Annotated in this window: 10 protein-coding genes; 3 read left to right on the forward strand and 7 right to left on the reverse strand. The window is 60.9% G+C overall.

Features of this window, described 5'->3' with window-relative positions:
* Positions 1–178 precede the first annotated feature (178 nt).
* The 5 genes from icmF to Q8L50_RS10055 all read right to left on the reverse strand — a co-directional run bounded on the left by icmF (position 179) and on the right by Q8L50_RS10055 (position 8245).
* Complete coding sequence (gene icmF, locus Q8L50_RS10035; RefSeq protein ID WP_305348528.1) at positions 179–3472, reverse strand: fused isobutyryl-CoA mutase/GTPase IcmF; 3294 nt, start codon at positions 3470–3472, stop codon at positions 179–181.
* A 20-nt stretch (positions 3473–3492) separates the two neighbouring features.
* The gene (locus Q8L50_RS10040; protein WP_305348529.1) at positions 3493–4335 is read right to left on the reverse strand and encodes a PPK2 family polyphosphate kinase; all 843 of its coding nucleotides are present in this window, start codon (positions 4333–4335) and stop codon (positions 3493–3495) included.
* Positions 4336–4450: 115 nt separating this feature from the next.
* Positions 4451–6424: a TRAP transporter large permease subunit gene (locus Q8L50_RS10045; protein WP_305348530.1), complete on the reverse strand. Its 1974-nt coding sequence runs from the start codon at positions 6422–6424 to the stop codon at positions 4451–4453.
* A complete protein-coding gene (locus Q8L50_RS10050; RefSeq protein WP_305348531.1) occupies positions 6421–7041 on the reverse strand; it encodes a TRAP transporter small permease subunit in 621 nt (206 codons plus the stop codon). The genes Q8L50_RS10045 and Q8L50_RS10050 overlap by 4 nt, the downstream gene beginning before the upstream one ends.
* Positions 7042–7123: 82 nt before the next feature.
* Positions 7124–8245, reverse strand: a complete 1122-nt coding sequence (locus Q8L50_RS10055; protein ID WP_305348532.1) for a TRAP transporter substrate-binding protein — start codon at positions 8243–8245, stop codon at positions 7124–7126.
* A 279-nt stretch (positions 8246–8524) separates the two neighbouring features.
* Here Q8L50_RS10055 and Q8L50_RS10060 point away from each other — a divergent pair, with 279 nt between their 5' ends.
* The 3 genes from Q8L50_RS10060 to cqsA all read left to right on the forward strand — a co-directional run bounded on the left by Q8L50_RS10060 (position 8525) and on the right by cqsA (position 11868).
* On the forward strand, positions 8525–9004 hold the full coding sequence (locus Q8L50_RS10060; protein ID WP_305348533.1) for a rhodanese-like domain-containing protein: 480 nt from the start codon (positions 8525–8527) through the stop codon (positions 9002–9004).
* Between the two features lie 160 nt (positions 9005–9164).
* Entirely contained in the window at positions 9165–10481 is a 1317-nt protein-coding gene (locus Q8L50_RS10065; protein ID WP_305348534.1) for an acetylornithine deacetylase/succinyl-diaminopimelate desuccinylase family protein, read from the forward strand.
* Positions 10482–10602: 121 nt separating this feature from the next.
* The gene (gene cqsA, locus Q8L50_RS10070) at positions 10603–11868 is read left to right on the forward strand and encodes an alpha-hydroxyketone-type quorum-sensing autoinducer synthase (protein WP_305348535.1); all 1266 of its coding nucleotides are present in this window, start codon (positions 10603–10605) and stop codon (positions 11866–11868) included.
* Here the strand turns inward: cqsA and Q8L50_RS10075 are convergent.
* Positions 11865–12839: a response regulator gene (locus Q8L50_RS10075; RefSeq protein ID WP_305348536.1), complete on the reverse strand. Its 975-nt coding sequence runs from the start codon at positions 12837–12839 to the stop codon at positions 11865–11867. The genes cqsA and Q8L50_RS10075 overlap by 4 nt on opposite strands.
* A gap of 18 nt (positions 12840–12857) precedes the next feature.
* Positions 12858–14195, reverse strand: a complete 1338-nt coding sequence (locus tag Q8L50_RS10080; RefSeq protein WP_305348537.1) for a sensor histidine kinase KdpD — start codon at positions 14193–14195, stop codon at positions 12858–12860.

Raw genomic sequence — 14195 nt, forward strand, 5'->3', positions numbered from 1 at the left:
CCGCTGACCAGGGCCCGGTTCTGCCGGGGACTGGTTTTTACCCTGTCGGGTTCGGATCACCTGTTGAGGTGATCAAAATTGGCGCTTAGCCCTTATGGGACAAGCGCAAGAAGCTATCAATAGAATAGCAAATTGCGCAAGCGATGGGCCCTTCACTGGCCCGCGATCCGGCCCCCACTCACATATTGCGCCGGTACTGCCCGCCGACTTCAAACAGCGCGTGGGTGATCTGCCCCAGTGAGCAGACGCGCACCGCGTCCATCAGCACTTCAAACACGTTGGCGTTGGCAATCACCGCCTGCTGCAGGCGTTTGAGCATGGCGGGTGACGCTGCGGCATGCAGGGCATGGAAGGCCTCCAGACGCTGCAGCTGGCTCTGCTTTTCCTCGTCGGTGGAGCGTGCCAGTTCAAGCTTGTCCTGAACCGCGTCGCCGTCCGGGTTGCGGAAGGTATTGACGCCGATGATGGGCAGCTCGCCCGTGTGTTTGAGCATTTCGTAATGCATGGACTCGTCCTGGATGCGGCCGCGCTGGTAGCCGGTTTCCATGGCACCCAACACGCCGCCGCGCTCGGCAATGCGCTCGAACTCGCTCAGGACTGCTTCTTCCAGCAGCTCGGTCAGCTCTTCAATGATGAAGGCGCCCTGTGAGGGGTTTTCGTTTTTTGCCAGGCCCCACTCGCGGTTGATGATGAGCTGGATCGCCATCGCGCGGCGCACCGACTCTTCGGTCGGCGTGGTGATGGCCTCGTCGAACGCATTGGTGTGCAGCGAGTTGCAGTTGTCGTAAATCGCAATCAGCGCCTGCAGTGTGGTGCGGATGTCGTTGAACTGGATCTCTTGCGCATGCAGGCTGCGGCCCGAGGTCTGGATGTGGTACTTCAGCTTCTGGCTGCGTTCGTTGGCGCCGTATTTTTCTTTCATGGCCACGGCCCAGATGCGGCGCGCGACGCGGCCCATCACGGTGTATTCCGGGTCCATGCCGTTGCTGAAGAAAAAACTCAAATTCGGTGCGAAGTCGTCGATGTGCATGCCACGCGCCAGGTAGGCCTCAACAAAGGTGAAGCCGTTCGACAGCGTGAATGCCAGCTGGCTGATCGGGTTGGCCCCAGCTTCGGCAATGTGGTAACCGCTGATGGAGACGCTGTAGAAGTTGCGCACCCGGTTGTGCACAAAATACTGGGCGATGTCACCCATGACTTTCAGGCTGAACTCGGTCGAGAAGATGCAGGTGTTCTGGCCCTGGTCTTCTTTCAAAATGTCGGCCTGCACCGTGCCGCGCACGTTTTCCTGAACCCATTCGCGGATTTTTTCGACCTCTGTGGCCGTCGGTTCGCGCTGGTTGTCGGTCCTGAATTTTTCCAGATTCTGGTCGATGGCGGTGTTCATGAACATCGCCAGAATGGTCGGTGCCGGGCCGTTGATGGTCATGCTGACAGAGGTGCTGGGGCTGCACAGGTCAAACCCGTCGTACAGCACCTTCATGTCGTCGAGCGTGGCAATCGACACGCCACTGTTGCCCACCTTGCCGTAGATGTCGGGCCGCAGGTCGGGGTCATTGCCATACAGCGTGACCGAATCAAAAGCCGTACTCAGGCGCTTGGCGGCCATGCCCTGGCTCAGCAGCTTGAAGCGTGTATTGGTGCGAAACGCGTCGCCTTCGCCGGCAAACATGCGGGTTGGGTCTTCCCCTTCGCGCTTGAAGGCAAAGGTGCCGGCAGTGTAGGGGTAGCTGCCCGGCACGTTGTCCAGCATCAGCCATTTGAGGATTTCACCGTGGTCTTCGTACTGCGGCAGCGCGACCTTGCGGATAGGTGTGCCCGAGAGTGACTTGGTGACCAGCGCGGTGCGGATTTCCTTGTCCCGGATTTTCACCACGTATTCTTCACCGGCGTAGGCCTGCTGCATGTCGGGCCACTGGCCCAGCAGTTGGCGCGCATCGCCGTCCATGCGGGCCTTGCGCTTGCCTGCCAGATCCAGCGCGGCTTCGGCCGCCGGGGCGCGCTCCGGCTTGTCCACCTTGAGCATGGCGGCGGCGGCCTGGAGTTGCTGCACCTCGCGCGCCAGCTGGGCCTGGGCGTGGGCTCGTTTTTTGTAGCCGCGCACCGTGTCGCTGATTTCGGCCAGGTAACGGGTGCGGGCGGCAGGCACCACCGGTGTCTGGTTCGTGCTGTGGCGCACATCGACCGTGGGGAGCGTGCCTTCGGATAGCGCCAGTCCCAGCGCTGCCAGGCGCGGTTTCAGCGCCTGATACAGCGCGGTCACCCCGTCGTCGTTAAAACGTGCGGCCATGGTGCCAAACACCGGCATCTTGCCGGGCGCGGTGCTCCAGGCCTCCTTGTTGCGCTGCACCTGTTTGGCCACATCGCGCAATGCGTCCAGCGAGCCCTTGCGGTCAAACTTGTTGATCGCGACAAACTCGGCAAAGTCCAGCATGTCGATTTTCTCTAACTGACTGGCGGCGCCAAACTCTGGTGTCATCACATACATGGGCACATCCACATGCGGCACGATGGCGGCGTCCCCCTGGCCTATGCCCGAGGTCTCGACCACGATCAGGTCAAAGCCCGCGACCTTGCAGGCGGCGATCACCTCGGGCAGCGCCTTGCTGATTTCGCTGCCGAATTCGCGTGTGGCGAGTGAACGCATGAAAACACGTTGACCCCGTGACCAGGGACTGATGGCGTTCATGCGAATCCTGTCGCCGAGCAGGGCGCCGCCGCTCTTGCGGCGTGAGGGGTCAATGCTGATGACGGCCACGCGGAGCTGGTCGTTCTGGTCCAGCCGCAGGCGGCGTATCAGCTCGTCGGTGAGCGACGACTTGCCGGCGCCGCCGGTGCCGGTGATACCCAGAACCGGTATCTTTTTGATAGCGGCTTGCGCACGCAGTGCCTCGACCAACACCGGACTGGCTTTACCATTTTCGAGGGCAGTCATGAGCTGCGCCAAGGCGCGCCAGGCCATCTCGCCATGGCCTTCGATGGCGTGAATGTCTTTGGGCGCAAAGCCGGTCAGGTCCTTGTCGCAACGCATGACCATCTCGCCAATCATGCCGCCCAGTCCCATCTTCTGGCCATCCTCGGGGCTGTAGATGCGGGCCACACCGTAGGCATGCAGCTCACGGATTTCGGGCGGCACAATCACGCCGCCGCCGCCGCCAAACACCTGGATGTGTTCGCCACCCCGGCTTTTCAGCAGATCGACCATGTACTTGAAATACTCGACATGCCCGCCCTGGTAGGAGCTGATGGCAATGCCCTGCGCGTCTTCCTGCAGGGCCGCCGTCACAACTTCATCAACGCTGCGGTTGTGGCCCAGGTGAATCACCTCGGCGCCCATGCCCTGCAAAATGCGCCGCATGATGTTGATGGCCGCATCGTGCCCGTCAAACAGGCTGGCGGCGGTGACAAAACGCACTTTGTGTGTGGGGCGGTAGCTGGCAAGGGCCTTGTAGTCGGCGGACAGGTCGGTCATGGCGGTCTTTCTCGGTTTTTTCAGACGATCACGAGGCCCTTGAGCCCGGGGTCGCTGGGGGGGTAACGCAGTTTGAGCTTTGTCAGGGTGTCGCGCACCACGGTGGCAATCATCAGATTACGGTGTGTCTTGGAATTGGCGGGCACGATGGTCCAGGGGGCGCAGGGCGTACTGGTGGCGCGCAGCAAGTCCTCATACGCCTTCTGGTAGTCGGCCCATTGTTTGCGGACAGTCAGGTCGCCCATGCTGAACTTCCAGTGTTTGGTGGGGTCATCGACGCGTTCCTGCAGGCGTTCGCGCTGCTCGTCAAAACCGATGTGCAGCATGAACTTCAGGATCACTGTGCCGGTGTCGCTGAGCAGGCGTTCGAAGTCATTGATGTGCTGGTAGCGCTGCCGGGTTTGCTCGGGCGTGATCCACTGGTTGACCACCGGAACCAGCACATCTTCGTAGTGGCTGCGGTTGAAAACCATGGTCTCACCAGCGCCTGGCATGACTTTGTGGATGCGCCAGAGGTAGTCGTGGGCGCGTTCTTCCTCGCTGGGGGCTTTCCAGCCCAGGGTGTGTACGCCAAGCGGGCTGGTGCGGCTGAACACACTGCGCACCGTGCCGTCTTTGCCCGACGTGTCGGTGCCTTGCAGCAGCACCAGCAGTTTGAAGCGCCGGTCGGCGTAAAACATGTCCTGTAACGTGTCGAGTTCCAGTGCCAGCGCGTCTACCGCCGCCTTGTCGCTGTCCTTGTCGCCAGACGACCAGGGTTTGGCGGCGGGATCCAGCCGGGCCAGGGAAAACCTGGAAGCGCTTTTCCCCAAAGGGGGTTGCCAGTCGGCAAGCACCGGGTCGGAGGAACTCTTTTTCGCCATGTTTTCTCCTGCAGGCTACAGACCGCTGATTGACGTTTACGTAAACGTCAATCTTACCGGGTTTCCGTAAAAAAGGGCGCTTGCGCGCCCTTTTTCAGGATGGGCCGGAGTCGACCTATTTGTACAGCAGTTGCGGCAACCACAGCCCAATGGCTGGAAACTGGTAGAGCAACACAATCGCCAGAATCTGAATGCCCATAAAAGGCAGCATGCCCAGGAAAATCTGGTTCAAGGTGACATGTTTCGGTGCCACGCCTTTCAGGTAGAAGGCGGCCATGGCCACCGGTGGGCTCAGGAAAGCCGTTTGCAAATTCAGCGCCACCAGCAGGCCGAAAAACAGCGGGTCGACCCCGAAGTTGTCGAGCAGCGGGATGAAGATGGGCATGAAGATCACGATGATTTCGGTCCATTCCAGCGGCCAGCCCAGGATGAAAATAATCGCCTGGCTCAACACCAGAAACTGGGTCTTGCTCAGGTTCATGCTGAGCACCCAGGTCTCCACCAGTTCCTGGCCGCCCAGCAGTGCAAAGGCCGCCGAGAAAATGGCCGAACCAACGAACAGCCAGCACACCATGGCGGAGGTCTTGGCAGTCAGAAAAACCGACTCCTGAAGCACCGAGAGTGTCAGGCGTTTGTAGGCGATGGCCAGAACAAATCCACCCAACGCACCCATGGCTGCTGCTTCCGTCGGTGTAGCCAGCCCCATCACGATGGACCCGAGCACCGAAATAATGAGAATCATCAGCGGGAAAAACGAGGTCAGGAGCATCTTGAAGATTTCCAGCCGCGCAAAACTCAGGAAAAGATAGAAGAGGGTGACCAGCGCGCCGAGAATGGCAAAACAGACCCACCACCAGGTGGGCGCGTCGCGTGTAGTCGCGCCAGTGGGTGTCTTGTCGGTGCTGGCTTTAGCAGTGGCAGCGGCGGGAGGTTCGGCCACACTGGCTGCCACCGGCGCGGCCGGCGCTTCTGCGCCTGGAGGCTCCTTGACATCGCCTGACGGAGGTTCTTGCAGGCCGCCCTCGGCCACCGGCTCTTTCAGGGCATTTTCCTGGGGTGGTTCCTGCAGGCCGCCGGCATAAGCCGCCGGGGTGGCTGAAGCGCTGGACGCGCCAATCTGCTGGATGTCATACACCGCTTCGGCTTCGACCGTCGTGACCGCCCGGTAGCTCGTGACGAGCACCAGCAGAAAGAGCAGGCCCGGCACGACCACAATCGTCAACTGCCGCAGGATATGACCCAGTGGCACGTCGACATTGCGCTTTCCCTTCAGTGCGCTGAAGAGTCCCGTCAGCGCGTATTTGTCCGTGCCAGTGGTCAGTTGCTGCGTCAATGGGGGCAGGGTCACCGCGCGGTCTGCGGCCGACAGCGGAGGCGCCCACTGCGGCTTGAGTTTGGCGACCAGAATCACGTACAGTATGTACAGGCCGGTCAGCATCAAGCCCGGAAAGAATGCACCGGCGTAAAGCTGCACGACCGACACACCGGCGGTGGCGCCGTACACGATCAGCAGCACGGAAGGTGGAATCAGGATACCCAGGCAGCCGCCCGCCGTGATGGAGCCTGCAGCAAGCGGCACGCTATAACCGGCGCGCAGCATGGCTGGCAGTGCCAGCAGGCCCATCAGCGTGACCACAGCTCCCACGATACCGGTGGCTGTCGCAAAGATCGCGCAAGTCACCAGCGTGGCCACAGCCAGCGAACCGGGAACCCTGGCCAACGCCAGGTGCAGACTCTTGAAGAGCTTTTCGATCAGGTTGGCCCGTTCGACCAGGTAGCCCATGAAGACGAACAGCGGTATCGCGATCAACACGTCGCTGGACATGGTCTTGAAGGCGGCCTGGACCATCATGTCCAGCGTTTTTGTGCTGTTCCTGTCATAGGCCAGCCAGGTGAAGATCATGCCCATGCCCATCAGCGTGAAAGCCGTCGGAAAACCCAGCATGATGGCCGTCACCACCAGGCCCAACATCAGCAGGCCCAAGTGCCCGTTGGTGACTTTCTCAACGCTCAGAAGCAGTGCAGCGAGGCCAATGACCACCAGCGCCATGAAGGACAGGCCGAACCAGAGTTCCTTGCGGATCTTCATTTTTGGTTCCCCTTCAGGGCCAGGTCGCGCTCCAGCGCGGCCATGTCTTCGTCTTTCACGTGCACCATCTCCTTGAGTTTTTCCACGTCTACTTCCTCCACATCGCCCTCGCGCGCCGGCCAGGCGCCGGTCTGTATGCACTGGATACAGCGGATGATTTCCACGATGCCCTGTAGCAGCAGCACAAAACCCGACACCGGGATGACGAACTTGAAGGGGTACACCGGAATCGGGTCGGCGTTGAAGGTCTGCTCGCGGATCGCCAGCGATTCATTGGCGTAGGTCCAACCGGCCCATGTCAGGGCAATCACGCCCGGCAGGAAGAAGATGATGTAAAGCGTCAGATCCACAATCGCCTGCGTGCGTGGCTGGAGGAAGCCATACAGCACGTCACCGCGCACATGGCCGTTCTTGCTCAAGGTGTAGGCGCCGGCCATCATGAACAACAGGCCATAGAGCATGATTTGTGCATCCAGTACCCAGGCATGGGGCCGGTTGAGCACATAGCGGCTGAACACTTCCCAGCTGATCAGCAGGGTCAACAGGACCACGCTCCAGGCGCAGGTCTTGCCGATCCAGGTGGAAAAGCGGTCCACCGCCAGTAAAAACGATTGCATTGCAACTCCTTGCGCCGCCCAGCGGTCCCAGAAAAAAACAAAAAGGGCACCCTCAGGTGCCCCTCTGAGGCCGTGGCCCAGCTCAGGCTTTTTTGCCCTTGCCAAAGTAATGGTTATAGGCCATCTTGAAGTCCACGGTGTAGTCGTTGTGCCACTGGCCCGCGCGTGCGGCAAAGGCTTTTTGCGAGTCGAGCACCTTCTGGAACAGTGCGTTCTCTCCGCCCTTCTTGACCATGATCTTGTCCCAGGACGCAAGCTGGGCGCGCAGGATCGCGTCGGGCGTCTTGTAGAACTTGACACCAGCCTTTTTGAGCTCGATGTAGTCTTGTGAGTTGCGCTCGATGGCCTTCCAGCTCATATCAGCGCTGGCAGCCTGAACGGCGTAGTCGATGATGGACTTGAGTTCGGCAGGCAGGGCGTTGAGCTTGCCTTTGTTGAACAGAATCTCGAACTGCTCGCCGCTCTGGTGGAAGCTCTGCAGCATGCAGTTCTTGACCACGTCGGGGAAGCCCAGCAACCTGTCCGAAGAAGCGTTGTTGAACTCGGCGCCATCGATCAGGCCACGGTCCAGCGCCGGCACGATTTCGCCACCGGGCAGCGGGTTCACGGCCGCGCCCATGTCGGTATACATGTCAACGGCCAGACCCACGGTACGGAACTTGATGCCCTTGATGTCTTCGACCTTGGAAATGGGTTTCTTGAACCAGCCGAACGGCTGGGTCGGCATGGGGCCATACAGGTAGGACACCACGTCCATGTTGATCGATTTGTAGATCTCTTCCAGCAGGGCCTTGCCGCCGCCATAGTTGTGCCAGGCCAGCAGCATGTTGGGGTCCATGCCAAAGGACGGACCGGAACCCCACAGCGCAAGCGCTGAATTCTTGCCGTAGTGGTAAGCCACCACGCCGTGGCCGCCGTCGAGCGTGCCCTTGTTGACGGCTTCAAGCAGCTGGAAAGCAGGAACAACAGCGCCCGCAGGCAGCACTTCGATCTTGAGCTTGCCGCTGGCCATGTCATTTACTTTTTTGGCGAAGTCGCTGGCGTACTCATGGAAAATGTCTTTGGATGGCCAAGTGCTTTGAAAGCGCAAGGAGGTGGTGGTCTGCGCGGTGGCCAGCATCGGTGCCGACATCGCGCCGGCACCGGCTGCGACGGCGGCGCCTTTGAGCAGGCTGCGGCGGCGAGGGGTTTTGAGATCGGTCATGACTTGTCTCCAGTTGTGAAAAAACGTTAGCAAGCTATCTTTCGCTATTGAGGCCGGGTTCGAAAGAGGGTTTTTACCGAGGGCTTGGCTGCGATTGCCTCTAATTGGGGTGAAAGTGTTTATCAGGGGGTGCATGCCCGGCAGGCTGCCAGTCTCTCGGCACCTCGGGATCGGCCCCCTGTAGTGGGTGAAAGAAATGTTGCGTTCCCAAGCCCTGATCTGGCAGCCTTCCGGGGCGCAGGTGTTACGGTTGTTCTCCATCCGACAGGAGTTTTTTGCATGAACAGTCCTTCCCTGCCAGCTTCCATCACCATTTCCGCCGCGTCAGGCGCAGGCGCCGAAAACAGTCCCGAGCAAGTTCAACCAGCCCAGGGTTATGCAGGTGATGTATCGCCGCAGCTGGCGTACCTGTGGTGGCAATCAGGGCAGGCCGTGCTGGTAGACGTACGCAGTGACGCAGAGCGTGAATGGGTCGGCTTTGTACCCGGCGCTGCCGCAGTCGCCTGGAAGCAGTGGCCGGGCATGGCCATGAACCCCGGGTTTGATGCGGCACTGCACGCCGCAGTCCCACCAGGCATGAAAGCTGTGCTCCTGTGCCGTAGCGGCGTGCGCTCCATCGCCGCTGCCAAAAGAGCCACGGAGCTCGGGCTGGAGGCCTACAACATTCTGGAAGGGTTTGAGGGAAATCCCGACGCGGATGGCCATCGCGGCAACGTGGGCGGCTGGCGCAAGCTGGGGCTGCCCTGGAAGCAGACTTAGAGCCCCCACGCTTGTCGCTTCGCGTACTGCGCTGCCCCCCGAGGGGGCGCTGCGCCTGCGGCCCGGCGAAGCCGGTTCCGCGGCCCCGGCTGGTAGAAGATATCCGCCTCGCATAGAAGCGCCATGGGACAGCCGGCTCCGGTTCACATAAACTGGCTTCATGAACAACGAAAGTCTGCTCCAGCGCATTGAATCCAAACGCGCCGAGCTGGTGGCGCTGACGCAGGCGCTGGTGCGCATACCCACCGTCAATCCGCCAGGTGATGCCTACGAGGCCTGCGCACACCTGCTGGGCGAGCGCTTGAAAAAACGCGGCTTTGCCGTTGAGTACATTCGCGCGGAAGGTGCGCCCGGTGACCGTAACTCGCATCCGCGCGTCAACGTCGTCGCGCGTTACGAAGGAAAATCCGCTGGTGAATGTGTGCACTTCAACAGCCACATTGACGTGGTTGAAGCCGGCCCCGGCTGGACCACCGACCCTTTCGGCGCCGAAGTGAAAAACGGCCGGATCTACGGCCGCGGCACCTGCGACATGAAAGGCGGTCTGGCGTCCAGCGTGATTGCCTGCGAGGCCATTCTGGAGGAGGGGCTGGATTTTCCGGGTGCGCTGGAAATATCCGGTACGGTTGATGAAGAGTCGGGCGGTTTCGCCGGTGTGGGGTATCTGGCCGAGCGCGGCTACTTCAGCCGGCCACGTGTCCACCACGTCATCATTCCCGAACCGCTGGGCGTGGACCGCATTTGCCTGGGCCATCGCGGCGTGTGGTGGGGAGAGGTCGAGACCCTGGGGCGGATTGCCCACGGCTCCATGCCTTTCCTCGGCGACAGCGCGATCAACCACATGGGCGCGTTCATCCATTTACTGGAAACGCAGCTGCAGCCGCGCCTGTCAACGCGCCACACCGCTGAGCCCGTGGAGCCGCCTGGTGCGCGCGTCAGTACCCTCAATATCAACAGCATTCATGGCGGCCAGGTCGAGCAGATTTTTTCGCTGGACGCGTTGAGTCGGCCGACGGGGGATCTGCCCGCGCCCGTGGTGTCGCATTCCTGCCGCGCGGTGCTGGACCGCCGCTTTATTGCAGAGGAAAACCTGGCAGCGGTCAAAGCTGAAATTGTGGCGATGCTCGAAGAGCTCAAGCGCAGTCGGCCCGGCTTTGACTACGGTATCCGGGACATCATGAGTTTTGTGCCCACCGCGACTCCGAAGGATGCGCCGGTGGTATTGGCCACCGCTCGCGCCATTGCCAGAGTGTTGGGGCGCGAAGCGAGCTACATCTCCAGCCCCGGCACTTACGATCAGAAACACATTGTGCGTACCGGCAAACTTGACGCCTGCATAGCCTATGGCCCCGGGATTCTGGATCTGGCGCACCAGCCGGATGAATATGTGGGCATTCAGGAACTGGTGGACAGCGCCAAAATCATGGCACTTGCGGCCTTAAGTCTTACCCCAGGAAGCGCGGCTGTCCGGGCTTGAGCCCCAACTTCAGTAAAACCGTCTTTTTAGAGCCGACCCCCCTGTCAATATTGACAGGGGGGTCGGCTTAAATTTTTGGAAAATCAATTTCAATGGTGTTACTTTTTAACAAGGCCACACCATGCAAACTTCTTTTCTGGATCAACCCGTCGCTCAGTTGGTCCCATTGCCCGTGGTCGAACCCGGGCTTTCCCTGCAACTTCAAAGGCGAATTGCCCGCGAATTCACCCCGCGGTGGGAGCAGCAATGGGGCGGAAAATTTGTTCTTCATGGACGTGTTGTCGGCTCCGAGGCTGTCCGGCTCGATGGCAATGACTATCTCGCTGTCACCGGGCATCAGGACATCGTCGAAGCGCAGATCGCCGCCTTGCGCCAGAACAATGAGGCGGTGGTGCAGTCGGGCGTTTTCCTGCTTGGAGACCATCCCGCCCACGCGTTTGAAAGCGCGGTGGCGCAATGGATTGGCAAGGAAGACGGCTACCTGTGCCAGTCCGGCTACGCCGCCAACATGGGCCTGCTGCAAATCATCGCCGACGAACAGACACCGGTGTACCTTGACGGTCTGGCTCACATGTCGCTTTGGGAGGGCGCACGCGCTGCCAAAGCCCCCGCCTATGCTTTTCGCCACAACGATCCTGAGCATCTGGAGCGGCAGCTCCAGACGCATGGGCCGGGCGTGGTGGTGGTCGATTCGGTCTACAGCACGACCGGAGCGCTGTGCCCCCTGCGCGAAATACTCGATGTGGTCGAGCGCTACAACAGCATGATTGTTGTCGACGAGTCCCATTCCCTGGGGACTCACGGCCCGAAGGGCGCCGGCCTGTGCGCGGAGCTGGGCGTGACGCAGCGTGTGCACTTCATCACTGCCAGTCTGGCCAAGGCTTTTGCGGGTCGGGCCGGCTTTTTCAGCGCACCGGCCAGCATGCGTTACTACACCCTGATATCTAGCTTCCCCAATATTTTCAGCTCATCCCTCTTGCCTCACGAAATTGCGGGGCTGGCTGCTACCCTCGGCGTCATTCAGCGCAGCGACGAGGCCCGGTCCAAACTGCATGCCAATACACGGCGCTTGCGTGAAAGTCTGGCAGATGCCGGTTTTCCGATTCATCAGGGCACCGAGCAGATCATCGCCCTGGAGGCCGGGCAGGAGTCGGCGGCCATGGTGTTGCGCGATGAGCTCGAGTCGCGCAATGTGGTGGGCTCGATATTCTGTGCGCCGGCTACCAGCCGGAATCGCGCGATGGTGCGGCTGACGCTCAATTCAGCGTTGACTGAGTCAGAACTGGGCCATGTCGAGCGCGTGGCACGCGAAGTGGCAGCTTGCGTCAAGCCCTGGGAGTGGCCGATCGCCAAACGCGCCCGGGCTGTAGACAAGTCCAGCCACTAGTCCTGAACCGAACGCGGCCCCTGTGCCTTGAGCCACCCGTCGTAGCTTGCAAAGGAGTGATGTGAGCCAGGGCTCACGGGAAACAAGGCGGCGAGAACGGAGCCATCCTGCCCGATGGAAAACGCAGGATCGAGCCGAGGCTTGTCCGACTGCCCAAGGGCCTGTTGCAGCTCCAGGTCAATCAGGCAGCGGCCGGCGCGGATGTCAGCGGCCTTGGCGGCATCCACCCCCTGGGATTGGGCAAGTTCTGCCAGGTCAGCCAGGCCGGCGGCGGTTTCGAGCTGAAGCCAGCTCACCGCGCCACCGGCGCTCATCCCCAGCACCCCGAACGGCTGACCAATCACGACGTGTTCCACCCAATGGGTGAGGGCCAGGCTGGCGAGCTGACGGGCCACTGAAGGCACCTGCAGCAGGGCATGTTGCGGTTGCGTCAAGGACGCCCGCCATGTCAGGGAGTGCTTGATCTGCGGCTGATCCAGCATGCGCTGAACCACGGCGATCAAGTGCTGGGAAATGTCGGGCGTTTGTTTGGCAATGAACTGATCGATCAGCCCGCGGTTGAATGCGCTCACAGCGACATGCTCATCGGCCTGCCCAGTCAGCAACACACGGCCGCCCGGCCAGTCCGTCAGTTCGCCGAGCGCCTGCAGGCCGTCCATGCCCGGCATCGCGTAGTCGAAGACGCAGACCTGGGTCAATGCAAAACGGTCGGTGTGGGCCGCCCAGTAGTCCAGTATTTGCGGAATAAGCGCTCGTCCGCCACGCCATTTGTCAATCATCTCCTGCTGGACCCAGAGGTCGGCCTCCCATTGAGGAGGCTCCTGTTGGAGCTGGTTGATGCAGTTTTGCGGGCGCAGAAAAAATCTGGCGTGCCAATGACGCGGCAAAACCAGTGCCAGCATTTCAAGATAGGCAGGATCGTCGTCCAGGAAAACGACTGCGCCGGGGCGACGAAAGAGAGGAAAACTCATGACAGGCTCATTGCGGGTTCAGGCCAGAATCGGCAATTCAATGATGAACATGGCACCCCGACCCGGCTCGGACTTGACCCGAATGGTCCCGTGCGCACTGTGCACCACCTGGCGGCAAAAGGCCAGTCCCAGGCCGTGTCCGGTGCCGCGGTCTGTGGAGAAAAAGGGTTCAAAAATCTGCGCCTGCAACTCATGGGCGATGCCTGCTCCCTGATCCGTGATGACGATACGGCCCCAACCGCCCAGCACACCAACATCAATGCGCAAGTCGCCAGGGTGCGGGGCAGAGCTGCTTGCGGCGAGCGTATGAAACGCGTTTTTCATCAGGTTGTTGATGACTTGTGCAAACAGACGGTAGGACGACTGGAAGACAAAGTCCTTGCGCAAGACAAGCTCCACACTGTCTTTTTCCTTCGAATTCCGATAGGGGTAGTCCTTGACCACATTGCGCAGCAGGGCCGATGCGGTGACGTTCTCCCGGTGGGTCGGCAGACGTTGCAGTCCGGCATTGACGATCTGTGTGTCGATGTGCTGGTTCATGCTGCGAACCATGCTGTGCAGTCGTATGACCAGCTGCTCCAGTCGCTGCTGCCCGCCAGGCTCGTGAACGGACTGGCTTTCGTTGCGCACGGCGTCGCCGATGAGAGACATGGTGGCCAGCGGTGTGCGCAATTCGTGGGCCATGATGCCCATGGTGGTGAGCGTGTGGGTGAGCTGCTCACGCCTGAGGTTCGCCGACGACAGGCCCAGCAGTATGCCCATGCTGACACAAAAAGCCAGCACCATCATGTCGGTGAGCTGCGCTGTGACCGACATGGGCGGCGCAATCGGACCCCACAGTACAAAGGCCCCGTGCGCGAGCAACGCCGCCACCGCCAGGCCGACAGTGGCGATACGCCAGTCGGTGACGAAGTAGTAAATAAGGATCATGGCGGCCATGCTGGACAACCAGGCCGAACCCCCACCATTGCAGAGGTACATGTAGCTGAACAAAAACGGCAACTCGAACCAGATGACGCCGGTAAACACCTGCCCCGCCAGCCGGCTCGACGGCTCGCCGCTGATGCGCGAATAGATCAGAAGCAGTCCCAAGGAACCGGTGAACAGACGCAGGCCCAGGTTTTCGTAGGGCTGGGGAAGCCAGACCGCCCAGACAAACCAGAAAAGCGGATGGCCGACCAGCGTGAAGAGTCCCAGGCCCTTGACCCTGAGCGGCGTCGGATGCAGGACCGGCAGCAGGGGCGCGGTGATGATTTCTTCCTTCAACCAGCGCAGCGTCCGGTTCCATGAGGACCCACGGGACGCCGGGATTTTGCTGCGGCTGGAAGCATCGGCGGTGATGGGGCTGGAGGACAC

Origin of the sequence: Polaromonas sp. (assembly GCF_030680935.1) — a bacterium.
Taxonomy (GTDB): domain Bacteria; phylum Pseudomonadota; class Gammaproteobacteria; order Burkholderiales; family Burkholderiaceae_C; genus Polaromonas.

What these genes read in the sequence shown, in the direction of transcription:
- Q8L50_RS10065 (WP_305348534.1), top strand. Translation starts at nt 9,165, where the DNA reads ATGAACAACGAAAGTCTGCTCCAGCGCATTGAATCCAAACGCGCCGAG.
- cqsA (WP_305348535.1), top strand. Translation starts at nt 10,603, where the DNA reads ATGCAAACTTCTTTTCTGGATCAACCCGTCGCTCAGTTGGTCCCATTG.
- Q8L50_RS10055 (WP_305348532.1), bottom strand. Translation starts at nt 8,245, where the DNA reads ATGACCGATCTCAAAACCCCTCGCCGCCGCAGCCTGCTCAAAGGCGCC.
- Q8L50_RS10040 (WP_305348529.1), bottom strand. Translation starts at nt 4,335, where the DNA reads ATGGCGAAAAAGAGTTCCTCCGACCCGGTGCTTGCCGACTGGCAACCC.
- Q8L50_RS10075 (WP_305348536.1), bottom strand. Translation starts at nt 12,839, where the DNA reads ATGAGTTTTCCTCTCTTTCGTCGCCCCGGCGCAGTCGTTTTCCTGGAC.
- Q8L50_RS10060 (WP_305348533.1), top strand. Translation starts at nt 8,525, where the DNA reads ATGAACAGTCCTTCCCTGCCAGCTTCCATCACCATTTCCGCCGCGTCA.
- Q8L50_RS10045 (WP_305348530.1), bottom strand. Translation starts at nt 6,424, where the DNA reads ATGAAGATCCGCAAGGAACTCTGGTTCGGCCTGTCCTTCATGGCGCTG.
- icmF (WP_305348528.1), bottom strand. Translation starts at nt 3,472, where the DNA reads ATGACCGACCTGTCCGCCGACTACAAGGCCCTTGCCAGCTACCGCCCC.
- Q8L50_RS10050 (WP_305348531.1), bottom strand. Translation starts at nt 7,041, where the DNA reads ATGCAATCGTTTTTACTGGCGGTGGACCGCTTTTCCACCTGGATCGGC.